This is a genomic window from Pseudomonas sp. NPDC087817 (assembly GCF_044742875.1).
GTDB lineage: Bacteria > Pseudomonadota > Gammaproteobacteria > Pseudomonadales > Pseudomonadaceae > Aquipseudomonas.
In genome coordinates this window covers 16,200-36,963 of the sequence record NZ_JBIUVJ010000039.1, presented here as the reverse complement: position 1 = coordinate 36,963, position 20,764 = coordinate 16,200, and the positions used below count along the sequence as shown (strand labels likewise).

Annotated in this window: 19 protein-coding genes; 7 read left to right on the top strand and 12 right to left on the bottom strand. The window is 60.2% G+C overall.

Going from position 1 to position 20,764, the window contains the following annotated elements:
- Positions 1 to 570 precede the first annotated feature (570 nt).
- Entirely contained in the window at positions 571 to 1,467 is an 897-nt protein-coding gene (locus ACIONG_RS21100) for a hypothetical protein (protein ID WP_401302500.1), read from the top strand.
- A 448-nt stretch (positions 1,468 to 1,915) separates the two neighbouring features.
- Here the strand turns inward: ACIONG_RS21100 and ACIONG_RS21095 are convergent, their stop codons facing one another.
- The 9 genes from ACIONG_RS21095 to ACIONG_RS21055 all read right to left on the bottom strand — a co-directional run bounded on the left by ACIONG_RS21095 (position 1,916) and on the right by ACIONG_RS21055 (position 11,704).
- A complete protein-coding gene (locus ACIONG_RS21095; protein WP_103303713.1) occupies positions 1,916 to 2,662 on the bottom strand; it encodes a helix-turn-helix transcriptional regulator in 747 nt (248 codons plus the stop codon).
- Positions 2,663 to 2,892: 230 nt separating this feature from the next.
- Entirely contained in the window at positions 2,893 to 3,420 is a 528-nt protein-coding gene (ppa, locus tag ACIONG_RS21090; RefSeq protein ID WP_008052339.1) for an inorganic diphosphatase, read from the bottom strand.
- A gap of 112 nt (positions 3,421 to 3,532) precedes the next feature.
- Positions 3,533 to 4,345 carry a zinc-dependent peptidase gene (locus ACIONG_RS21085; protein WP_103303712.1) on the bottom strand — a complete coding sequence of 271 codons (813 nt, stop codon included), beginning with the start codon at positions 4,343 to 4,345 and terminating at the stop codon, positions 3,533 to 3,535.
- Positions 4,346 to 4,349: 4 nt separating this feature from the next.
- Complete coding sequence (locus tag ACIONG_RS21080) at positions 4,350 to 5,000, bottom strand: DedA family protein (RefSeq protein WP_103303711.1); 651 nt, start codon at positions 4,998 to 5,000, stop codon at positions 4,350 to 4,352.
- 375 nt (positions 5,001 to 5,375) lie between these two features.
- Positions 5,376 to 5,837, bottom strand: coding sequence for an N-acetyltransferase (locus ACIONG_RS21075; protein ID WP_074691599.1), 462 nt, complete (start codon positions 5,835 to 5,837; stop codon positions 5,376 to 5,378).
- Positions 5,838 to 5,952: 115 nt separating this feature from the next.
- Positions 5,953 to 6,777 carry an ethanolamine ammonia-lyase subunit EutC gene (eutC, locus tag ACIONG_RS21070; RefSeq protein ID WP_401302497.1) on the bottom strand — a complete coding sequence of 275 codons (825 nt, stop codon included), beginning with the start codon at positions 6,775 to 6,777 and terminating at the stop codon, positions 5,953 to 5,955.
- Positions 6,778 to 6,782: 5 nt separating this feature from the next.
- On the bottom strand, positions 6,783 to 8,177 hold the full coding sequence (locus ACIONG_RS21065; protein ID WP_213026686.1) for an ethanolamine ammonia-lyase subunit EutB: 1,395 nt from the start codon (positions 8,175 to 8,177) through the stop codon (positions 6,783 to 6,785).
- A gap of 265 nt (positions 8,178 to 8,442) precedes the next feature.
- Positions 8,443 to 9,813: an ethanolamine permease gene (eat, locus tag ACIONG_RS21060; RefSeq protein WP_103303708.1), complete on the bottom strand. Its 1,371-nt coding sequence runs from the start codon at positions 9,811 to 9,813 to the stop codon at positions 8,443 to 8,445.
- A gap of 370 nt (positions 9,814 to 10,183) precedes the next feature.
- Complete coding sequence (locus tag ACIONG_RS21055) at positions 10,184 to 11,704, bottom strand: aldehyde dehydrogenase family protein (protein WP_213026685.1); 1,521 nt, start codon at positions 11,702 to 11,704, stop codon at positions 10,184 to 10,186.
- Between the two features lie 302 nt (positions 11,705 to 12,006).
- Here ACIONG_RS21055 and ACIONG_RS21050 point away from each other — a divergent pair, with 302 nt between their 5' ends.
- The 4 genes from ACIONG_RS21050 to ACIONG_RS21035 all read left to right on the top strand — a co-directional run bounded on the left by ACIONG_RS21050 (position 12,007) and on the right by ACIONG_RS21035 (position 16,401).
- Positions 12,007 to 13,923, top strand: a complete 1,917-nt coding sequence (locus ACIONG_RS21050) for a sigma-54-dependent Fis family transcriptional regulator (RefSeq protein ID WP_401302494.1) — start codon at positions 12,007 to 12,009, stop codon at positions 13,921 to 13,923.
- A 207-nt stretch (positions 13,924 to 14,130) separates the two neighbouring features.
- The gene (mpl, locus tag ACIONG_RS21045; protein WP_401302492.1) at positions 14,131 to 15,480 is read left to right on the top strand and encodes a UDP-N-acetylmuramate:L-alanyl-gamma-D-glutamyl-meso-diaminopimelate ligase; all 1,350 of its coding nucleotides are present in this window, start codon (positions 14,131 to 14,133) and stop codon (positions 15,478 to 15,480) included.
- Positions 15,477 to 16,124, top strand: coding sequence for a flavin prenyltransferase UbiX (gene ubiX / locus ACIONG_RS21040; RefSeq protein ID WP_401302490.1), 648 nt, complete (start codon positions 15,477 to 15,479; stop codon positions 16,122 to 16,124). Before mpl ends, ubiX begins: the two co-directional genes overlap by 4 nt.
- A complete protein-coding gene (locus ACIONG_RS21035) occupies positions 16,117 to 16,401 on the top strand; it encodes a YceK/YidQ family lipoprotein (protein ID WP_103303704.1) in 285 nt (94 codons plus the stop codon). Before ubiX ends, ACIONG_RS21035 begins: the two co-directional genes overlap by 8 nt.
- A gap of 131 nt (positions 16,402 to 16,532) precedes the next feature.
- Here ACIONG_RS21035 and ACIONG_RS21030 read toward each other — a convergent pair whose 3' ends face one another.
- From ACIONG_RS21030 to ACIONG_RS21020, 3 genes are all read right to left on the bottom strand, one after another.
- Positions 16,533 to 17,174 carry an oxidoreductase gene (locus tag ACIONG_RS21030; RefSeq protein ID WP_401302487.1) on the bottom strand — a complete coding sequence of 214 codons (642 nt, stop codon included), beginning with the start codon at positions 17,172 to 17,174 and terminating at the stop codon, positions 16,533 to 16,535.
- Between the two features lie 27 nt (positions 17,175 to 17,201).
- Positions 17,202 to 18,929 (bottom strand): C13 family peptidase, encoded by a 1,728-nt coding sequence (locus ACIONG_RS21025; RefSeq protein WP_103303702.1) that lies wholly within the window; start codon positions 18,927 to 18,929, stop codon positions 17,202 to 17,204.
- 110 nt (positions 18,930 to 19,039) lie between these two features.
- The gene (locus ACIONG_RS21020) at positions 19,040 to 19,495 is read right to left on the bottom strand and encodes a MaoC family dehydratase (protein ID WP_034153755.1); all 456 of its coding nucleotides are present in this window, start codon (positions 19,493 to 19,495) and stop codon (positions 19,040 to 19,042) included.
- Between the two features lie 180 nt (positions 19,496 to 19,675).
- Between ACIONG_RS21020 and ACIONG_RS21015 the strand changes: the two genes are divergently transcribed.
- Positions 19,676 to 20,038: a CidA/LrgA family protein gene (locus ACIONG_RS21015; protein ID WP_213026680.1), complete on the top strand. Its 363-nt coding sequence runs from the start codon at positions 19,676 to 19,678 to the stop codon at positions 20,036 to 20,038.
- On the top strand, positions 20,038 to 20,754 hold the full coding sequence (locus ACIONG_RS21010) for an LrgB family protein (RefSeq protein ID WP_103303700.1): 717 nt from the start codon (positions 20,038 to 20,040) through the stop codon (positions 20,752 to 20,754). Before ACIONG_RS21015 ends, ACIONG_RS21010 begins: the two co-directional genes overlap by 1 nt.
- The last annotated feature ends 10 nt before the right edge of the window (positions 20,755 to 20,764 follow it).

The window sequence follows — 20,764 nt, the reverse complement described above, 5'->3', positions numbered from 1 at the left end:
TAGCCCGGTTCAGGCACCGCAGTAGGCAGACTACAGAACCCGCCAAAAATCCCGACAGGTAAAGTGTGCGACCCACCAGCGTGCGCATGGCCGTCCAGTACATCGCGGCACTGAGTGACAGGACAATGTTGCCGACAAAAGACCCATTAAAAATACATAAAGACCGAGACGACCAGCAGAGTAGGGATGTGCGGGGCCATTCCGTGGATTCCCGTGAGACTCAATGCCGGAATCCGGCTGGCGACGGGAGTGCGGGTAAATTCTGAGGGTGATGACAGGGGCGGGATTTAGCCCTGAGAAGTAGAAATTGGCAAGCATTGGCTGCCCATTTGCGGTGATGGTGACAAGTGAGTCCAGGTAAACGTTCGGTCTTTGATTGCGCCGATGACCGACATAGACTGCGCGGCAAACGCATGCGAGGCAGTCTCAGAAAATGGCTGAACATGGGCTTGGCACAGGTTGCACGATGATCCTCATTGGTGGCTCCAGTGATACCAAATACCTCAAAGCAGCCAAGTGACAGCCCCCCAAACTTTATGGATAGCCCCCTCCCCACAAGGATGTTAATGGATGAGATTGAAACCCCTGGCGCTGCTCGGCGCTCTCTTATTGGCTGGCTGCAATGACGAGCCGATGACTCTGGCCTTTCAGAAGTCAGCAGGTTCTAGCGTCCGGGTGGATACCCACAAGCAGGAATTGATCGACAACATTTTGGTCGCACTCCAAATTGACCCGCAGAGTCTGCGCTGGTGGGCAGATCTGGAAGACGGCGGCCTGGTGCACATGAGCGAATTGCAGCCCTTGAGCGATGCCCAGCGCACTGCCTTGCGTGGAGTATTCGACGAAATTGTCCAGGCCCGCGCAGCCAGTACGCTGGGCATTGAAGTGACTTTGGACATATCGGCGCAAGCGCGTCAGGCGCTTAGCGACGAGCAACGTCAACAACTCGATGCACTGCCACAGCCATTGATGATCGAGTTGGCGCTTGCGCCCGAGGTACTGACCATGGCGCTGATTCCTCAAGGCCACGAAACAGATAACGTAATGGAAGAGGTCGACTCCGCGGTGAAATGCGAATTGCAGGCGCGCCCCGTAGAACCGTTTCCGGCGGGCGTGACGATGCTGTGGAAGGCCTCTGGGGACAAGGCGGACCAGGTCAGCGTGGAAATCGGCAAGTCGTCGTACCCGGCCCGTTACCGTTTCAGAGATGCCCGGTTGCAGGAGCAGGTGCAGAGCGGCGAACTGCGGCTACAGGCCTATCTGGACAGTCCGCTGATCATTACGTTGGGCTTCGCAGAGTTGGGGCAGCACCGTCTGTACAGCAAGTTCCCGTTACAGCACCGGGCTTCGACGCTGATTCGCCAGTGTGATACAGCGGCCAATGCCTTGCCGCGTCCGTTGAGCTTCTACGTCGGGGACGGGCTGGATCGGCTGGAGTCCGTCACCTATAAGGATGCGCCACAATGAAGCCGGGTAAACTCCGGCTGCTGTCCAGTCGTGATAAATGGCACAGGGCTGCGGTGAATCACGTGGGTGATCAGGCAGACTTCTGGATAGGACGGGGTTATTTCAGGCATTAAAAAGCCGGCTTGTGGCCGGCTTCTCGGGGACTGGCTTGGTTTATTTTTGGTAAACCGCGCCAGCCTTCAAAACGTACACCCGGATCTGCGTCCGGCTGTGGGACTTGGTCAGACGTTGGTCTGCCGCGTCGGGCGTCATCGCAGCCGCCGGGAGCGGGTCGATGCGCAAATGTGGGGCGCAGGATACTGAGTTTTGCCCGGGATTCCCAGCCTGAAGTGCGGGTTAGAGCGACTGCAGCGGTACAAATCAGGATTTTGTACTGTTTTTCAGGGCCTCTGCGCGGGCAAGTGCGCTCCCACAGGGTTCTATGTGAACCGGCGTCAGTCAAAACAACTCAGAGAAACGGCACCACTGGCCGGCGTTTGCTCAGGGTCGACCACCAGAATACCCAACCCAATATATGGATCCTTTGCTCTTCAATCTGCGCCGGGTGGAAGACTTCGTCCGGGTATTCAGCGTTGTTGTGGCTGCGTAGGCGCAGGCCGTTGCCGGGCATGCGGTGCAGGTATTTGATGCGCAGCATGCCGTCGTGTTCGATGGCGTAGATTTCGCCGTCAACGACTTGGGTCAGGCTGCGGTCGATGGCGACGATAGAGCCGTCTTCGATGCGTTCGGCCATGCTGTTGCCGATCATGTGCGCGCAGATGGCGTCGGCGGGGCGAATTTCCAGTTGATCCAGGTGCGCGCGTAGCAGGCGGATGGAGAAGTCCGGGTCTTGAATGACGTGGGTTTTGTCGGAGCCGTTGGCGAGGGGTGTTTCTTTGAAGAATGCCAGTTCGAGGTCGTTGGGGTGGATGAATCGATAGGCGCCCTGGGGATCTTGGGCGTCATAGCTGTCGCCGTTGCTGGCAGGCGGAGTCAGGCTCGGCACCTCTTTTGTGCCTTCGCCGGTTTTCAGCCATTCGCTGTTGACGGACAGCAGGCGTGAGACTTCTTCCATGCGATACGCCGGGACGCCCCGGGTGTACCAGTTGTGGACATTTTGGGCTTCCGTGCCCCAGAACTTTGCGAAACCCGTCGTCGAGATGTTCGCAGCTTCCAGGAGTGCTTTGAATCTTGGACCGCTAGTGTTCTTTCTCATAAACACGGAGTCTACGGCCGTGCCAGAGCAGTTTGAATAAACCGGGCGTTCAAAAACGGGCTGAATTTTGCGACGGGATGTAAGACGTCCTTGTGGGAAATTACACAGGCTAAAACTTTTCTGTAGTCCTCCATAAACACTCTGTTTAAGGCGGTTTTTCCCGGGCACAAAAAACCCCGGATCAACCGGGGTTTTCTTCAAGCATCAAGCATCACGCATAGCGCAGGTGCTTAGCCTTTGTAGGCAGCAACCGACTTGGTGATCGCGTCGCGAGCGGCGTCTGCACCGGCCCAACCTTCGATCTTGACCCATTTGCCTTTTTCGAGATCTTTGTAGTTCGCGAAGAAGTGTTCGATCTGCTGGATCAGCAGTGGTGGCAGGTCGGTGTATTCCTTCACGTCGACGTACAGCTGGGACAGCTTGTCGTGTGGAACTGCGATGACTTTGGCATCGCCGCCGCCGTCGTCGGTCATGTTCAGGATGCCGACTGGACGTGCGCGGATGACCGAGCCTGGCGCAACCGGGTAAGGGGTCACAACCAGCACGTCGAGGGGATCACCGTCGTCAGCCAGGGTGTTCGGGATGTAACCGTAGTTGGCCGGGTAGAACATTGGGGTGGCCATGAAACGGTCAACGAACAGGCAATCGCTGTCTTTGTCGATTTCGTATTTGATCGGCGCGTGGTTGGCCGGGATCTCGATCGCGACGTAGATGTCGTTCGGCAGGTCTTTGCCAGCCGGAATCTTGCTGTAGCTCATTGGGCGTTGCCCCCGTAGTTGACCAAAAACACTTGGCCGGATTGACCAAAAAGTGGCGGCGATTATAGGCATATTCTGCCGGGCGCGCCATGTACCGAAAGTCGTGCAGAGCTTAGTCGTGCGCCTGATAGACCGGGTCCGTGGCCTGAAGTTGCCGCAGTCTGCCCAACGGATCCTGACGATAGAAAAGCTGCAGTTGCGCGTAGACCTGTGGATAAGCTTCGTCGAGCAGATCCGGGGCGCTGAAAAAGTACTCGCTGGTGACGGCGAAGAACTCGGCCGGGTTCTCGGCGGCATACGGGTCAATGGCCGTTTCGGCGTCAGGGTTGCGGTCGAGTTGATGATTGAGGTCGTCGTAAGCCTTTTGCATCACCTCGGCCCAGTCACTGACGCGCATGTCGGCGTGCAGCGGCGGCAGGCCATTGGCGTCGCCGTTGAGCATGTCGAGTTTGTGCGCCAGTTCGTGGATTACCAGGTTGTAGCCTTCCCAGCCACCACTGGCCATCACGCCAGGCCAAGCGAGGATGATGGGCCCCTGCTGCCAGGCTTCGCCGCTGTGTTCGCCGTCCCATTCATGCTCGACGCCGCTGGCATCGCGATGGCGTTGCGGGCTGAGGAAGTCGTCGGGATAGAGGACGATTTCGTGGAAGCCCTGATACCAGTTCAAATCACCGAGGTTGAGCAGCGGCAACTGCGCCTGGGCGGCGAGCAGCAGGCGTTGTTCTTGATGCAGTTCGACGCCGGGCAGGGCGGTCAGGTGTTTGTCTTCGAGAAACAGCACACAGGCTTCGCGCAACCACTGGTCTTCGGCGGCGGTGATGCCGTCAAGAAAGCTCAGGTGATGGCGCACCCGTTGCCACATGTCATCGGCAATCGGGTGCTTCGCCAGAATGCGCCGGCGTCGCCAGGCGCTCAGCGACCACATCGGCTTAGTGCGATTGCGCTTTGGTGCCGCCGAAACGGCTACGCACGACGCCAATGATCATCGGCACCAGCGACAGCAGGATGATGCCCACCACTAGCAGCGACAGGTTCTTCTTGATGAACGGCACGTTGCCGAAGAAGTAACCCAGCGTCACCAGACCGCCGACCCACAGCACGGTACCGAAGACGCTGAAACCGAAGAAGCGTGGGTAGGGCATCTTTGCCACGCCGGCGACGAATGGCGCGAAGGTACGAATGATCGGCAGGAAACGCGCCAGGGTCACGGTCTTGCCACCGTGCTTGTCGTAGAAGTCGTGGGTCTGTTGCAGGTAATCGCGGCGGAAGATTTTCGAGTTCGGGTTGCTGAACAGCCTTTCTCCGGCCGTTCTTCCGATCACGTAATTGGTGCTGTCGCCCAGGATTGCCGCCAGCATCAGCAGGCCGCCGAGCAGCACGGGGTCCATGCCTCCGCCCGCCGCAACGGCGCCGGCGATGAACAGCAGCGAATCGCCCGGCAGGAACGGCATCACCACCAGACCTGTCTCGCAGAAAATCACCAGGAACAGGATGGCGTAGATCCATGGCCCGTAATTGTTCACCAGCAAATCGAGGTAGACGTCGAGATGCAGGATAAGGTCGAGCGGGTTGAAATCCATGGAGGCACCTGTGGTGATGGCCCGACTCGGCAGGCCTGTGCGGATGACTTGGTGTAAGCCTACAACGGGGTGTAGTTTTTCTTACAAGCCGGAAAGATCGGGATTATACGGTCTGAAAGATGAAAAGCGCGTTGGTTTTGTAGCGGGGGATGTCGGGGTGTGAGGATTTGTCAGGGAAGCATGGATTGTCGTGCCGAGCGCTTTGTTGTGGTGATGGAGCTTGCTCCCGCTGGAGGGCGCAGCACTCCCGAACCCGCAGGCATGCGGTGAGCCTGCAGGATCGAGGTGTTGGGGCTTGGGGCTGCTTTGCAGCCTGGCGGGAGCAAGCTCCCTCGCCACAGGAACTGCCCATAAATATGCCGTCGATGCAGGTGTTCAGAGCTCTTCACTGATTGGCAGCACGTAGTTCTTGAACTCGGTGTCTTCCTTGAATCCGATCGATTCATAGGTTTTCTGCGCCACCTCGTTATCGGCACTGGTGGACACGCGCATGCGCACGGCCTGGGTTTCCTTGGCCATTTTTTTTGCGGTGCGGATCAGGTTATCGGCGACCAATTGGCGGCGGGCATCTTCGGCGACGTAAATGTCATTGAGGATCCACACGCGCTTGAGCGACAGCGAGGAAAAGCTTGGATACAGCTGACAGAAACCCATCAGTTTTTTGTCGTCATCATCGGCCAGGGCCAGATAGATCACCGATTCCTTGCGGCGCAGGCGTTTTTCGAGAAACGCGCGGGAGGAATCCGGATAAGGCAGGGAACCGTAGAACTCGCGATATTTGACGAACAACGGAGTCAACAAATCCAGATGTTCGAGGGTCGCTTGAATAATCCGCATGATAGGTCTCGTCTTCAAGTGGCTGTCTTCAACTGCTCTGACGGCGATGGGAAACCCTGGCGGCCGTGTATCGATCCTGCCTGAAACCTGCGCAGAAACGCAATGCGGAAACGGTTCAGGTTGGGGGCGGACCGAGTAGGAAGTTTCCTTTCATGTCTGCACCGGCGTCCGCTTCCAGCGTCTGAACCTGCGCCTCGTCCTTCAGATTGACCCCCGACAGCTGCCGCCGGCAGGCCTCGCGCATCAGGTACAGCAAGCGATGCGCCGCCATCCCGTAGCTCAAGCCCTCCAGCCGCACGTTGGAAATGCAATTGCGGTAGGCATCGGTCAGTCCGATTTTTGGATTGTAGGTGAAATATAAACCGAGGCTGTCCGGCGAACTGAGGCCCGGGCGCTCACCGATCAGCATCACGACCATTTTTGCGCCGAGCAGTTGACCAATTTCATCACCGACGGCGACCCGCCCCTGTTCCACCAGAACGACGGGGGCAATGGACCAGTTGTCAGCACTCATCTGCTCTTCCAGGCGTGTGAGAAACGGCAATGTATGCCGATGCACAGCCAGTGCCGACAGGCCGTCAGCCACGACAATCGCCAGGTCAACGCCGCCGGGATGCGCTTGCGCGTAATCGCGCAGGGTTTGCGCCGAGTCATCGCTGAGCTTGCGCCCCAGATCCGGGCGTTGCAGGTAGCTGTTGCGATCGGTCGCCGCGCTGTGCAGCAACAGGCTCTCGCGCCCGTGCTCGCTGAGTTGCGCGCTGAGTCCGGCGTGATCAAACGGCAGATGCACCGCATCTCGCGCTTGCGCGTGAGCAAACTGAAAATCCAACTGGGCACTGGTCGGCAGGCTGGTGCCGGTACGGCCGAGGGCGATGCGTGCCGGGGTCAGGCGGCGCAGTTCCAGCCATGGGTTTTGCGGGTCGACAGGCGGTTTTTCCATAAGACTCATCCCAGTTGCGCCAAGGCCTGGCGAAAGGCCGGCGGCAGGTTATTGCCGAAATGCACCTTGCCATCCGCTTGGGTGAAGATGCCCATCCTGGCCAGCCATTGTTCAAACTCCGGCGCCGGTTTCAGACCCAGGGTCTGGCGCGCGTAGAGCGCGTCGTGGAACGAAGTGGTCTGGTAATTGAGCATGATGTCGTCGGAGCCGGGGATGCCCATGATGAAGTTGATCCCGGCGACACCGAGCAGGGTCAGCAGGGTGTCCATATCGTCTTGATCGGCTTCGGCGTGGTTGGTGTAGCAGATGTCGCAGCCCATCGGCACGCCGAGCAGCTTGCCGCAGAAGTGGTCTTCGAGGCCGGCGCGGATGATCTGTTTGCCGTTGTAGAGGTATTCCGGGCCGATAAATCCTACGACTGTGTTCACCAGAAACGGCTTGAAATGTCGCGCCACGGCGTAGGCCCGTGTCTCGCAGGTCTGTTGATCGACGCCGTGGTGGGCGTTGGCTGACAGGGCGCTGCCCTGACCGGTTTCGAAATACATCAGGTTTTGCCCGAGGGTGCCGCGATTCAGGCTCAGCCCGGCGTCGTAGCCTTCCTGCAAGACATTCAGGTTAATGCCGAAACTGGCGTTGGCCGCTTCGGTGCCGGCGATGGACTGGAACACCAGGTCCAGCGGCACCCCACGGTTGATTGCCTCGATCGAGGTGGTGACGTGGGTCAGCACGCAGGCCTGAGTCGGGATGTCGTAGCGCTGGATGACCGCGTCGAGCATTTCCAGCATCGCGCAGATCGAGGCGATGCTGTCGGTGGCCGGGTTGATGCCGATCATCGCGTCGCCGTTGCCGTACAGCAGGCCGTCGAGAATGCTCGCGGCAATACCGGATGGCTCGTCGGTCGGGTGATTGGGTTGCAGACGGGTCGACAGACGCCCGCGCAGGCCGAGGGTGCCGCGAAATTTCGTCACCACGCGAATTTTCTGCGCGACCAGCACCAGATCCTGCACGCGCATGATCTTCGACACCGCCGCGACCATTTCCGGGGTCAGTCCGGGGGCGAGGGCGCGCAGGCTGGTTTCATCGGCCGCCTCGCTGAGCAGCCAGTCGCGGAAACCGCCGACGGTGAGGTGGCTGACCACGGCAAAGGCCTGTTTGTCGTGGGTGTCGATGATGAGTCGGGTGACTTCATCGGACTCGTAGGGAATCAGCGCTTCCTGCAAAAAATGCGTCAGCGGGATGTCGGCCAGCGCCATTTGTGCGGCCACGCGTTCGCCGTCATTGAGCGCGGCGACGCCGGCGAGGAAGTCCCCGGAACGCGCCGGGCTGGCTTTGGCCATCACATCCTTGAGGCTGTCGAAGCGATAGGTCTGGGCGCCGACGGAATGGGCAAATGCGGCCATGGGGCGGTGTCCTCTTGATTCTGTGGATAACTCAGTTCCTTGTGGGAACGGACTCCGTGGTGAGGGGATTTATCCCTGATGGGGCGCGCAGCGGCCGCCAACCCTGAGATCGCGGAGTATCAGCTACACAGCGATAAATGGGTTTACGACTGCTTCGCAGCCGATCGGGGATAAATCCCCTCGCCACAGGTTCATCTCCCGCACAAGGGAGGTGTATGCACTTCTATATAGCGGGCACCGGGTTCGAAGCCCGGTGCCGGTGCAACTAGATACCTTCGAGCATAGCGTCTGCCGGCGCTTCGGCGCGTTGTTTGGCGGTCAGCTGGAAGTACAGATAACCAGCGGCCATGAAGCCCAGGAACACGCAACCGATCAGCGTGTTGAACCACGCCATCGCCACCAGACACACCAGCGCCAGAAACAGCGCAATGGCTGGCACCACCGGGTAGCCCGGAGCGCGGAAGGTGCGCTCCAGGTTCGGCTCGGTTTTGCGCAGTTTGAACAGGCTGAGCATGCTGATGATGTACATCACGATCGCGCCGAACACCGACATGGTGATCATCGCAGCGGTCAGCGTCATGCCTTGCAGATTGACCAGGCCGTCGCTGTAGATCGCCGCAATGCCGATCACGCCGCCGGCCAGAATCGCCCGGTGTGGCGTTTGAAAGCGTGAGAGCTTGGCCAGACTTTTCGGCAGATAACCGGCGCGAGCGAGGGCGAAGAACTGTCGCGAGTAGCCAAGAATGATGCCGTGGAAACTCGCCACCAGCCCGAACAGGCCGATCCACACCAGCATGTGCATCCATGTCGAGTTGTTACCGACCACGGCTTTCATTGCCTGTGGCAGCGGGTCGTTGATGTTCGACAGTTGGCGCCAGTCGCCGACACCGCCGGCCATCACCATCACGCCGATGGCGAGGAACACCAGGGTCAGAATCCCGCTGACGTAAGCCTTGGGAATCGTGCGTTTCGGGTCTTTGGCTTCTTCGGCGGCCATGGCCGCGCCTTCGATGGCAAGGAAGAACCAGATCGCAAACGGTATCGCCGCAAAGATCCCGGGGATCGAGCCCATGGTGAATTCGTTCGAACCCGACCAGCCGTTAAGTACGAAGTTACTGAAGCTGAAGCCCGGCGCAACCACGCCCATGAACACCAGCAATTCGGCGACGGCCAGTACGGTGACCACCAGTTCAAAAGTCGCAGCAATGCTGACGCCTAGAATATTCAGGGTCATGAACACGAAATACGCGCCAACCGCCGCGATCTTCGGATCAAGCTCCGGGTACTGCACATTCAGATAGGCGCCGATGGCCATGGCAATCGCCGGTGGCGCAAAGACGAACTCGATCAGCGTGGCGATCCCGGCGATCAGTCCGCCCTTCTCGCCGAACGCCCGACGGCTGTAGGCAAACGGCCCGCCGGCATGTGGGATTGCAGTAGTCAGTTCGGTGAAGCTGAAAATGAAGCAGGTGTACATCGTCGCGACCATCAGCGCCGTGACCAGAAAACCCAGAGTGCCTGCGGTGCCCCAGCCATAACTCCAGCCGAAGTATTCGCCGGAGATCACCAGGCCGACGGCAATGCCCCAGAGGTGCAGGGTGCCGAGTGTGGGTTTGAGCTGTGTGGTGGAAGTCATAAGTCCTCGCTGTCTTTTTTATTGTTTGATCTGTTGGACTTTCGGGTGTGGCGGTTGAAGTGGATAGGTGCTGTTCACGCAGCGGCGGTTTCAGTGCAAATCCCGAATGACGGGTACGCAAGGGCTGTGCCAGAGCGGCCAGGCCATTGGTGGTGTGTCAGTCAGGGCGCCATCGCTGGCAAGCCAGCTCCCACAGTGATCTGAGCCGAACTCAAAAAGTGGATTCACCCACAACCCTGTGGGAGCCAGCTCTCACAGTGATCTGAGTCGAACTCAACAAAGTGGATTCACCCACAATCCTGTGGGAGCTGGCTTGCCAGCGATGGCGGTCGAATGGGCGACACCGAAACATCAGTGTCGCCCCATGTTTTTAGAAGAAGCCCAACGGATTGATGTCGTAGCTCACCAGCAGGTTTTTGGTCTGCTGATAGTGATCGAGCATCATCTTGTGCGTCTCACGGCCGACGCCGGACTTCTTGTACCCGCCGAACGCGGCATGCGCCGGGTACAGGTGGTAGCAGTTGGTCCACACACGACCGGCCTTGATCGCCCGGCCCATGCGATATGCGCGGTTGATGTCGCGGGTCCACAGGCCGGCGCCGAGGCCGAACTCGGTGTCGTTGGCAATGGCCAGGGCTTCGGCTTCGTCCTTGAAGGTGGTGATGCTCACCACCGGGCCGAAGATTTCTTCCTGGAACACACGCATTTTGTTCGTGCCCTTGAGCAGGGTCGGCTGGATGTAATAGCCGGTCGACAGACTGCCCTCGAGTTTTTCCACCTTGCCGCCGGTCAGTAGCTCGGCACCTTCGCCCTTGGCGATTTCCAGGTACGAAAGGATTTTGTCGAATTGCTGTTCCGACGCCTGGGCGCCGACCATGGTGTCGGTGTCCAGCGGGTCGCCACGTTTGATCTGCAGGACTTTCTTCATCACAACTTGCATGAATTCGTCGTAGATCGACTCCTGCACCAGCGCGCGGGACGGGCAGGTGCAGACTTCGCCCTGGTTGAAGAATGCGAGCACCAGACCTTCGGCGGCTTTCTCAATGAAAGTCGGCTCGGCCTGCATGATGTCTTCGAAGAAGATGTTCGGCGATTTGCCACCCAGCTCAACGGTGGACGGAATAATGTTCTCGGCAGCGCATTTCATGATGTGCGAGCCGACCGGGGTCGAGCCGGTGAAGGCGATCTTGGCAATGCGTTTGCTGGTCGCCAGCGCTTCGCCGGCTTCTTTGCCGTAGCCCTGAACAATGTTCAGCACGCCCGGCGGCAGCAGGTCGCCGATCAGTTCGACCAGCACCGAGATGCCCAGCGGGGTCTGCTCGGCAGGCTTGAGCACCACGCAGTTGCCGGCGGCCAGCGCTGGTGCGAGTTTCCACGCGGCCATCAGAATCGGGAAGTTCCACGGGATGATCTGGCCGACCACGCCCAGTGGTTCATGAATGTGATAGGCCACGGTGTTGCCGTCGATTTCGGCAGCACTGCCTTCCTGGGCGCGCAGGCAGCCAGCGAAGTAGCGGAAATGGTCGGCGGCCAGCGGGATGTCGGCGTTGAGGGTTTCGCGGATGGCTTTGCCGTTGTCCCAGGTTTCGGTGATCGCCAGCAGCTCGAGGTTCTGTTCGATACGGTCGGCAATTTTCAGCAGGATCAGCGAGCGCGCCTGCACGGAGGTCGCGCCCCAGGCATCGGCAGCGGCGTGGGCGGCGTCCAGTGCCTTGTCGATGTCTTCGGCAGTGGAGCGGGGGAATTCTGCAATCGGTTGGCCATTCACTGGCGAGGTGTTGGTGAAGTACTGACCTTTGACAGGCGCGACGAACTCGCCGCCGATGTAGTTACCGTACTTGCTCTTGAACGAGACTTTGGCGCCTTCAGTACCGGGGTGAGCGTAACGCATGATGATGTTCTCCTTGGCTTTGTACTTATTAGAGAAACGCGCAAGTGCGCTTGCTATAAGCGTAGAGCAAAGGTCGGGCCACTGCCGTGCAGGGCAGTGAAATCAAGGCCTTGCGCGGTTTTTGTCGGACGGGCGGATAACGCCTGTGACGGTTTCGGTACAGATTGGGTGACAGTGTGTACCGCTTTTGGCACAGCTGGTGACCGGGCAGTCTTGCCAGCATTGCATTGCCAGAGCGGCTGGAGGATGCTGGGCGTCACCTCAAGCATTGGGCCGCCGAGCCTCGGGGAGAACAATAAGAAATGCACGACAACCATTTGAGTCGCCATGCCCAGCAGGTTCTCACCGCGACCCAGGGCAAACCGCATCTGCACGGGCCCGGCGCCGATCCGTCGATTGCCCGCTCGTGGCTGCGCTGTCTTGAGGACTATCACCTCGATCCGGCCCTGAGCATGGCGCCCACCGTGCTTGAGCACGGGCGCGTGCTTGAAAGCCGCGAGCGCCTGCAACAGGTGTTGCAGATCGCCGGCAACGAAATGAGCAGCCTGCATCAACAACTCTCTGGCGCCGGCCATGCAGTTTTGCTGACCGATGCGCGCGGGGTGATCCTCAACTGTGTCACTGCACCTGCCGAACGCAAGATCTTCGAACGTGCCGGCCTCTGGCTCGGCGCCGACTGGAGCGAAGCCTGTGAAGGCACCAATGGCATCGGCACCTGCCTGGTCGAACGTCAGGCGCTGACCATTCACCAGGACGAACACTTTCGCGGACGCCACACCGGCCTGACCTGTTCGGCGAGTCCGGTGTTCGATCCGCATGGCGAACTGCTCGCGGTGCTCGACGTGTCCTCGGCGCGCCACGACGTCTCGCGGCAGAGCCAGTTTCACACCATGGCGCTGGTCAACCTCTCGGCGAAGATGATCGAGAGCTGCTATTTCCTGCGTTGCTTCGATAACCAGTGGTTGCTGCGTTTTCACTTGCAGGCCGAGTCGGTCGGGCTGTTCAGTGAGGGCTTGCTGGCGTTCGACGGGGAAGGGCGGATCAGTGCGGTCAACCAGAGTGCGCTGAATCTGCTGGGGCATATTCGCGGCGGATTGCTGGGCAAACCGGTGGAGGCGTTTTTCGATTGTTCGCTGGATGAATTGCTCGGCCGCGCGAGTGCCAATGCCAGCGCCAGTTGGCCGTTGCGCACCCGCGATGGGCGACATTTGTTTGCCGTATTACGCGGCGAGTCGCGCAAGTCGACGCCGATCATTCCTTCGTCGCCGGTTGTGGCGGAGGCGCCGCGTCTATCGAGCATTTGCCTCGGCGATACGGCTTTGCAAGCGGACTTCCGCAAAGCCCTGCGCGTGTTCGAGCGCGATGTGCCGCTACTGATCAATGGCGAGACCGGCTCCGGCAAAGAGGCGTTCGCCAAGGCTGTCCATCAGGCCAGCCAACGCGCCAGTAAAGCCTTCGTCGCCCTCAACTGCGCGGCGATTCCCGAGAGCCTGATCGAGAGCGAGCTGTTCGGTTATCGCGGTGGCAGCTTCACCGGTGCGCGCAAGGACGGCATGCGCGGCAAGTTGCAGCAGGCCGATGGCGGCACGTTGTTCCTCGATGAAATCGGCGACATGCCGTTGGCCTTGCAGACACGCTTGTTGCGGGTGCTGGAGGATCGGCAGGTGGTGCCGATCGGCGGCGAGCCGGAAGCGGTCAACGTGCGGATCATCAGCGCCACTCACCGCAATCTGCTGGAGCGGGTGGCGGACGGCAGTTTTCGCGAGGATCTGTATTACCGGCTCAATGGCCTGGAAGTGGCGTTGCCGGCGTTGCGTGAACGCAGTGATAAATCGCAGTTGCTGGATTTCCTGCTGGCCGAGGAGGCGGGCGGCGAAACGATTCTGATCGAAGAGCCGGCGCGGCAGGCATTGCTGGCGTTCAATTGGCCGGGGAACGTGCGGCAGTTGCGCAACGTGCTGCGTACGCTGGCGGCGTTGTGTGATGAAGGGCGGATCGGGCTGGAGGATTTGCCGGTGATGATTCGTCAGGCACGGCCGGCGGTAGAGTTGGAGGTTATGCAATCCGATCATCCGCTGGAAGACGCCGAACGCTCGGCATTGCTCAATGCACTGGAGCAGACCCGCTGGCACATGACCCACACGGCGCAGCAACTCGGTGTCAGCCGCAATACCCTTTATAGAAAACTGCGTAAGCATGGGATTGCCCGGTCTGCGTGACTGATCGTTCCCACGCTCTGCGTGGGAATGCCTCAACGGACGCTCCGCGTTCGGCTTTGGATGGGACGCAGAGCGTCCCGGGCTGCATTCCCACGCGAAGCATGGGAACGATCATGGGCACGAATCTGTAGGAGCGATCAGCCCGAAACAAAGGTGCGAATTTTCCCTCCCTACGCTAACCTGCGGCCATGTTTTACGAGGTCGACTATGCACATTCATATTCTGGGTATCTGCGGGACTTTCATGGGCTCGATGGCCGTACTGGCCAAAGAGCTGGGCCATCACGTGACCGGCTCCGACGCCAACGTCTATCCGCCGATGAGCACACAGCTTGAAGCCCAAGGCATTCAGCTGACTCAGGGCTACGACCCGGCCCAGCTTGATCCGGCGCCGGATCTGGTGGTGATCGGCAACGCCATGTCCCGCGGCAATCCAGCGGTGGAATATGTGCTGAACAAAGGCCTGCCGTACGTATCCGGCCCGCAGTGGCTGGCCGATCATGTGCTGCAAGGTCGCTGGGTCTTGGCTGTCGCTGGCACCCACGGCAAAACCACCACCAGCAGCATGCTCGCCTGGGTGCTGGAGCACGCCGGCATGAGCCCGGGTTTCCTGATCGGCGGCGTGCCGCAGAACTTCTCGGTATCTGCACGTCTGGGCGGTACGCCGTTCTTCGTGATCGAAGCCGACGAATACGACAGCGCGTTCTTCGACAAACGTTCGAAGTTCGTTCACTACCGCCCACGCACCGCGATCCTCAACAACCTTGAGTTCGATCACGCGGACATCTTCTCTGATCTGCCAGCGATCGAGCGGCAATTCCATCATCTGGTGCGTACGATCCCGAGCGAAGGCCTGGTGATTCACCCGACCACCGAGCCGGCCTTGCAGCGTGTGATCGAGATGGGCTGCTGGACCCCGGTGCAGACCACCGGTGTCGGCGGTCAGTGGCAGGTCAAGTTGCTGAAAGACGATGGCTCGGCGTTCGAGGTGATGTTCGAAGGCGTGTCCCAGGGCACGGTCGAGTGGGAGCTGACCGGTCAGCACAACGTCGCCAATGCCTTGGCCGCGCTGGCGGCGGCGCGTCACGTCGGCGTCGTGCCGTCGATGGGCATTGCCGGGTTGAGTGCGTTCAAAAACGTCAAACGGCGCATGGAGAAAGTCGCTGAAGTGCGCGGCATCACCATTTACGACGACTTCGCCCATCATCCGACCGCCATTGCCACCACGCTCGACGGCCTGCGCAAGCGCATCGGCGATGCACCGCTGATCGCGATCATCGAGCCGCGCTCCAACTCGATGAAACTCGGCGCGCACCGTGACGGTTTGCCGGAGAGTGTGAACGACGCCGACCAGGTGATCTGGTACGCGCCGGCCAACCTTGGCTGGGATCTGGCCGGCACCGCAGCGTTGTGTAGCGTGCCGTCGATTGTCAGCGATTCGCTGGAAGGCATCATCGATCGCGTGAAGAGCCAGGCTCAGCCCGGCACCCACGTGGTGATCATGAGCAACGGCGGCTTCGGCGGCCTGCACGGCAAACTCGCCGAGGCGCTGCAATGAACACTTTTTCGCAGAACGGCGGCCCGGAACGCATCACGCTGGCGATGACCGGTGCATCCGGTGCGCAGTACGGTTTGCGCCTGCTCGATTGTCTGGTGCGTGAAGATCGCGAGGTGCACTTTCTGATCTCCAAGGCAGCGCAATTGGTGATGGCCACCGAGACCGACGTCACACTGCCGCCCAAGCCGCAGATGATGCAGGCGTTCCTCACCGAATACACCGGCGCAGCCGCCGGGCAGATCCGCGTGTACGGCAAGGAAGACTGGATGTCGCCGGTGGCCTCGGGCTCCGGTGCACCCGCAGCGATGGTGGTGGTGCCGTGTTCGACCGGTACGTTGTCGGCGATTGTCACCGGCGCTTGCAACAACCTGATCGAACGTGCGGCAGACGTGACGTTGAAGGAGCGTCGCCAGTTGATTCTGGTACCACGCGAAGCACCGTATTCGAGCATTCATCTGGAGCACATGCTCAAGCTGTCGAACATGGGCGTGACCATTCTTCCTGCGTCCCCTGGTTTTTATCACCAGCCGCAGACCATCGATGACCTGATCGATTTCGTCGTGGCACGGATTCTCAATCTGCTGGGTATTCCTCAGGACATGCTGCCGCGTTGGGGCGAGCATCATCTGAGCAGCGATGAATAAGCTGCTGGTGGTTTTGCTCGCGCTGCAACTGACGGGGTGTGCCACCGCGCGGACGCTCGATGCGGCCAAACCGGGAGCGCCAGTGGTGTATTCGGGGACGCGGCTGGATTTGTATGCAATGAATGGCGGATGTTGCGCGATGGATCGGTTCGGCGCTGAAGCGCCGAGCTATCCGGGGGTGGATCTGCCGGCGAGTGCTTTGCTCGATACGCTGCTGTTGCCGTTGTCTTTGCTGACGGTGCTTGGCGTAGGTTTTCAGGCGACGGGCGGATTGTAGCGACTGATCGTTCCCACGCTCTGCGTGGTAACGCCTCCTGTGACGCTCCGCGTCACGCTTTTTGGGACGCAGAGCGTCCATGGCTGCATTCCCACGCAGAGCGTGGGAACGATCATCATCCAGTGAAGGAGTTACTTGCCCAGCTTCCTCAGATCATCCGACTCGATCACCCGCACTCCATCCTGTTCTTCCAGCGCCAACCGCCACATCGCTCGGGCCAGTTGGCACGCTTCGATGCCGCGATACTTGCCCGGAATCAGCTTCGACAACGGCCCGGCCAACTGCTCGGCCAGACGGGGCTCAGTGCGTTCGCCCAGCAACAGCGATGGTCGGCAAATGGTCAGTTGTGGCCAGTTCTGCGCACGCAAGGCCTCTTCCATCTCACCCTTGACCCGGTTGTAGAAAATCGACGACTTCGGATCGGCGCCCAACGCACTGATCACGATCAGATGTCGCGCACCCATCTCCCGCGCACGCTTGGCGAACGTCACCACCATGTCCAGATCCACCGCACGGAACGCCGCTTCCGAACCGGCCTGTTTGATCGTGGTGCCGAGGCAGCAGTAAGCGATGTCGACGCGACCACTGAGCTGCGGCAGAAATGCCTGTGGGTCGCCGACCGGGTTTTCCAGATGCGGATGCTCGGCCAGTGGCCGGCGGGAAGGGGCGAGCACGCGGGTAATCGTTGGCTCGTTGAGCAAACGGTCGAGTAGATGTTCACCGGTCAATCCGGTGGCTCCGGCAAGCAATACGTGCTGAGGCGTCAAGTACATAGTGTCTCTCCCTTGATACTGTTCAGCTTAGTTGCTGTTTGTCGCTCCGTCGTTCAATGCAGCACTTTGCAACGCTTTTCTGGCTTGCTGTTTGCGCAGCAACTGCCAGTGCGACAGCACGGTTTTCGGCGCCCAGATTTGCGGCTCTGAGGCTTCGAAATTGTCTGCCAGTTCACGCTCGGCGACGGTGGCCTTGGCCAGTTTGAAAGCTTGTTCGAGATCGTCGGTCTGGTTCAGCGCCTGGGCGAACAGCGCATCGCCGAAGTAAGTGAAGTTGGCCTCTTCGGAACAGCCGAAGGACACGCGATCGGCACGCGAGGCGGTCATGATCAGCGTGCGTTCGTCTTTGAGGGCCGGGATGAAACCGCCGGAATAGCATGAGGAAATCACGATGATCTTGTCGCGATTTTTCAGTGGTGCGAGCACGGCGGCGAGTTCGTCGGCGGGCAGGTCGGCCAGTTCCATGCGCGGCTGGTCGAGCACCAGTTCGTGTTCGGCGGTGCCGTGGCTGGTCAGGTAAATGAACAGCAAATCTTCCGGGCCGCTGCGTTCGGCCAGGGTTTGCGCGGCGCGGCGCAGGTTTTCGCGGGTGGCCATCGGCCGGTCACCGAGGTGGTCGCGGTGGTTGACCAGACGGATCTGGCCATAGGCGCCGAAACGCGTGCTGAGCATGTTGGCGACGTAATCGGACTCGCGCAGGAACACGCTCTGCTTGCCGTCGCCGCCGAGGGTCAGGGTGTACAACTCGACCGCAGGCGTCGAGGCCGGGATGGCGGCCAGTGCGTCATCGAGCAGGCGGCCCTGGGCGAGCAAGCCGAGTTCAAGGGTGTCGGGCAGCAACTTGCCGTCGGCATCGCGCACACGCTGGCCGTTGACCCAGGTGCCGCTGAGCACGCTGCCATCGGTCAGCACCAAGGTGCCACGTCCGGCGTAACTGTCGCTGTCGAAGCCGCCGATGTAGAAGCTACCATCGGGCAGATTCAAACGACCCTGGCCACTGAAGCGCCAGTCGCTGAACGAGCCGATGTAATGGCTGCCGTCGGCGCCGATCAGTTCGCCCTTGCCGGTCAGTGCGCCTTCCTTGAACTGGCCGAGCCAGACGTCGCCGTCAGCGTTTTCGTAGCGGCCCTTGCCGTGCAATTGATTGTTCTTGAAACCACCGACATAGATGTCGCCGTCGGCGCTGTTGAACGTGCCGTTGCCTTCCAGTTGGCCGTTGACGAAATGGCCGGTGAACGAGTTGCCGCTGGCGTCGCCGCGCTGGCCTTCGCCATTCGGTTTACCGTGGGCGAACTGGCCTTGATAGGAGCTGCCGTCATCCATTTCCAGACGGCCGAGCCCGGAATATTGATCGGCCTTGAACTCGCCACGGTAGGTCATGGCGTTTTCTTTAAGGGTGCCTTCGCCATCACGTCGACCGAGCTTGAACCCGCCGGTGTAACTGCTGGCGTTGGTGGTCAGGCTGCCTTGACCGTCGAACAGCCCTTGCTGGAACTGACCGCGATAGACCTCGCCGTTGCTGCCGTGCCATTCGCCCTGGCCATGCCACTGGCCCTTGTCGAACTGCCCGGCGTACCAACTGCCGTTAGGGTAGTCGACGCGCCCTTGGCCCTGCAGCAAGCCATCGACCAACTCGCCACGATAGCGTCCGCCGTCCGGCAGGCGCGCATCCGGCGGCAACAGCGACTCGCCGTCGCCGCAAGCGGCAAGCATCAGGGTCAAGGCAATAGGGGCAAGAGAAGCGAGTGGGCGCATAGCGGGATCCGGGCAATTAGGCGACCGAGTATGCCGCAGCTATGTGACCTTATACAGCCGCCGGAAGTGAGCGGATGCGAAACAGCGTGCGCTGCTTCGCATCCCGGCGCTTAAACGAAGCAGAGCGACAGCGGCTCGGCGATGTAGGCCGGTTTGTCCGAGCCTTCTATCTCCAGTGTTGCGGTGGCTTTGAGCAACCACTGGCCCGGTTTTTTCTCGGTCACTTCGCCCAGATCGACCTTCAGGCGAACTTTGGAATTGACCTTGACCGGCTGGATGAAACGCACGCTGTCGAGGCCGTAGTTGACCACCATCTTCACGCCCTGCGGCAGCACGAGGATGTCTTCCATCAATTTCGGGATCAGCGACAACGACAGGAAACCGTGGGCGATGGTGCTGCCAAATGGCGTTTGCGCGGCTTTGACCGGGTCGACGTGAATGAACTGATAATCACCCGTGGCTTCGGCGAACAGGTTGATGCGTTCCTGATCGATGGTGAGCCATTCGGAACGTCCGAGTTCCTTGCCGACATAATCTTTGAGCTCTGCAACGGGAACATAGGGCATTGAGACTCTCCTTGGGTTCATCGGTTTTATAGTTTTTCAGGTGGGGGATTTGACCGCCCTGCGAACCACTGTAGATCATCATGGCAATTTGCTCCGGTCAACCGACCATGCTTTTGGCGAATGCCGATCCATAGCGCAGGCGTGCTTATAATGCCGGGCGCTTTCTGTCGGAGATGTCAGATGTTGTTACGTGGCCTGACCCTGCTGGTGCTGTTCCAATTGCTCGGCACGGCACTCAATCATTTGCTGTTGCCGGTATTGCCGGGGCCGATCATCGGCCTGCTGTTGCTGCTGATATTCCTGATCATTCGCGGTGAAGTCGGCGAGCCGCTGAACCTCGCCGCCAGCAGTTTGCTGCGTTATCTGCCGTTGCTGCTGGTGCCACCCGCGGTGGGCGTGATGGTCTATGCCACGGCGATTGCCGCCGATTTCTGGGCGATAGTCGGTGCACTGGTGGTGTCGCTGATCCTGTCGATGGCCTTCGCTGGCGTGCTGATGCAGCGCCTGGTCAAGCGCCACGCGCGGCATTCGGAGGAGTCCTGATGCTCTTCGACTGGCATGGCGCCTGGGCGTCGGTGATTCACCATCCACTGTTCGGCATCGGCATCACCCTCGGTGCCTATCAACTGGTGCTGGCGGCGTTCGAGAAAACCCGCTGGATCTTTCTGCAACCGGTGCTGGTCTCCATGCTGTTGGTGATCGGCGTGCTGGTGGGCTGCGGCCTGACCTATGCCGAGTACCGCAAGAGCACCGAGATTCTCAGCATTCTGCTCGGGCCGGCGACGGTGGCGCTGGCCGTGCCGCTGTATCTCAACCTGCGGCGCATCCGCCAATTGTTCTGGCCGATTTTTACTACGCTGGTGATAGGCGGGGTGGTCGCCACGGGCATGGGTGTGGCGCTGGGCTGGTGGTTCGGCGCCGAGCACATGATCCTGATGACCATGGCGCCGAAGTCGGTGACCTCACCGATTGCGATGCTGGTGGCCGAGCAGATCGGTGGCGTCGCGGCGCTGGCAGCGGTGTTCGTGCTGATCACCGGGGTGATCGGCGCGATCTTCGGCCCGGCGTTGTTGAACCGTCTCGGCGTGCACAGCCCCGAGGCACGCGGCATGGCGCTGGGCATGACCGCGCATGCGGTCGGCACGGCGGTGGCGATGCAGGAAAGTGAGGAGTGCGGCGCCTTCGCGGCGCTGGCGATGAGTCTGATGGGCGTGGCCACGGCGGTGTTCCTGCCGTTGGCGGTGTCGATGGTGGTGTAAGGAAATGTCT

Excerpts from the sequence above, each read along its gene's own strand:
- ACIONG_RS21100 (WP_401302500.1), top strand. The coding sequence starts at position 571 with ATGAGATTGAAACCCCTGGCGCTGCTCGGCGCTCTCTTATTGGCTGGC.
- ACIONG_RS21095 (WP_103303713.1), bottom strand. The coding sequence starts at position 2,662 with ATGAGAAAGAACACTAGCGGTCCAAGATTCAAAGCACTCCTGGAAGCT.
- ppa (WP_008052339.1), bottom strand. The coding sequence starts at position 3,420 with ATGAGCTACAGCAAGATTCCGGCTGGCAAAGACCTGCCGAACGACATC.
- ACIONG_RS21085 (WP_103303712.1), bottom strand. The coding sequence starts at position 4,345 with ATGTGGTCGCTGAGCGCCTGGCGACGCCGGCGCATTCTGGCGAAGCAC.
- ACIONG_RS21080 (WP_103303711.1), bottom strand. The coding sequence starts at position 5,000 with ATGGATTTCAACCCGCTCGACCTTATCCTGCATCTCGACGTCTACCTC.
- ACIONG_RS21075 (WP_074691599.1), bottom strand. The coding sequence starts at position 5,837 with ATGCGGATTATTCAAGCGACCCTCGAACATCTGGATTTGTTGACTCCG.
- eutC (WP_401302497.1), bottom strand. The coding sequence starts at position 6,777 with ATGGAAAAACCGCCTGTCGACCCGCAAAACCCATGGCTGGAACTGCGC.
- ACIONG_RS21065 (WP_213026686.1), bottom strand. The coding sequence starts at position 8,177 with ATGGCCGCATTTGCCCATTCCGTCGGCGCCCAGACCTATCGCTTCGAC.
- eat (WP_103303708.1), bottom strand. The coding sequence starts at position 9,813 with ATGACTTCCACCACACAGCTCAAACCCACACTCGGCACCCTGCACCTC.
- ACIONG_RS21055 (WP_213026685.1), bottom strand. The coding sequence starts at position 11,704 with ATGCGTTACGCTCACCCCGGTACTGAAGGCGCCAAAGTCTCGTTCAAG.
- ACIONG_RS21050 (WP_401302494.1), top strand. The coding sequence starts at position 12,007 with ATGCACGACAACCATTTGAGTCGCCATGCCCAGCAGGTTCTCACCGCG.
- mpl (WP_401302492.1), top strand. The coding sequence starts at position 14,131 with ATGCACATTCATATTCTGGGTATCTGCGGGACTTTCATGGGCTCGATG.
- ubiX (WP_401302490.1), top strand. The coding sequence starts at position 15,477 with ATGAACACTTTTTCGCAGAACGGCGGCCCGGAACGCATCACGCTGGCG.
- ACIONG_RS21035 (WP_103303704.1), top strand. The coding sequence starts at position 16,117 with ATGAATAAGCTGCTGGTGGTTTTGCTCGCGCTGCAACTGACGGGGTGT.
- ACIONG_RS21030 (WP_401302487.1), bottom strand. The coding sequence starts at position 17,174 with ATGTACTTGACGCCTCAGCACGTATTGCTTGCCGGAGCCACCGGATTG.
- ACIONG_RS21025 (WP_103303702.1), bottom strand. The coding sequence starts at position 18,929 with ATGCGCCCACTCGCTTCTCTTGCCCCTATTGCCTTGACCCTGATGCTT.
- ACIONG_RS21020 (WP_034153755.1), bottom strand. The coding sequence starts at position 19,495 with ATGCCCTATGTTCCCGTTGCAGAGCTCAAAGATTATGTCGGCAAGGAA.
- ACIONG_RS21015 (WP_213026680.1), top strand. The coding sequence starts at position 19,676 with ATGTTGTTACGTGGCCTGACCCTGCTGGTGCTGTTCCAATTGCTCGGC.
- ACIONG_RS21010 (WP_103303700.1), top strand. The coding sequence starts at position 20,038 with ATGCTCTTCGACTGGCATGGCGCCTGGGCGTCGGTGATTCACCATCCA.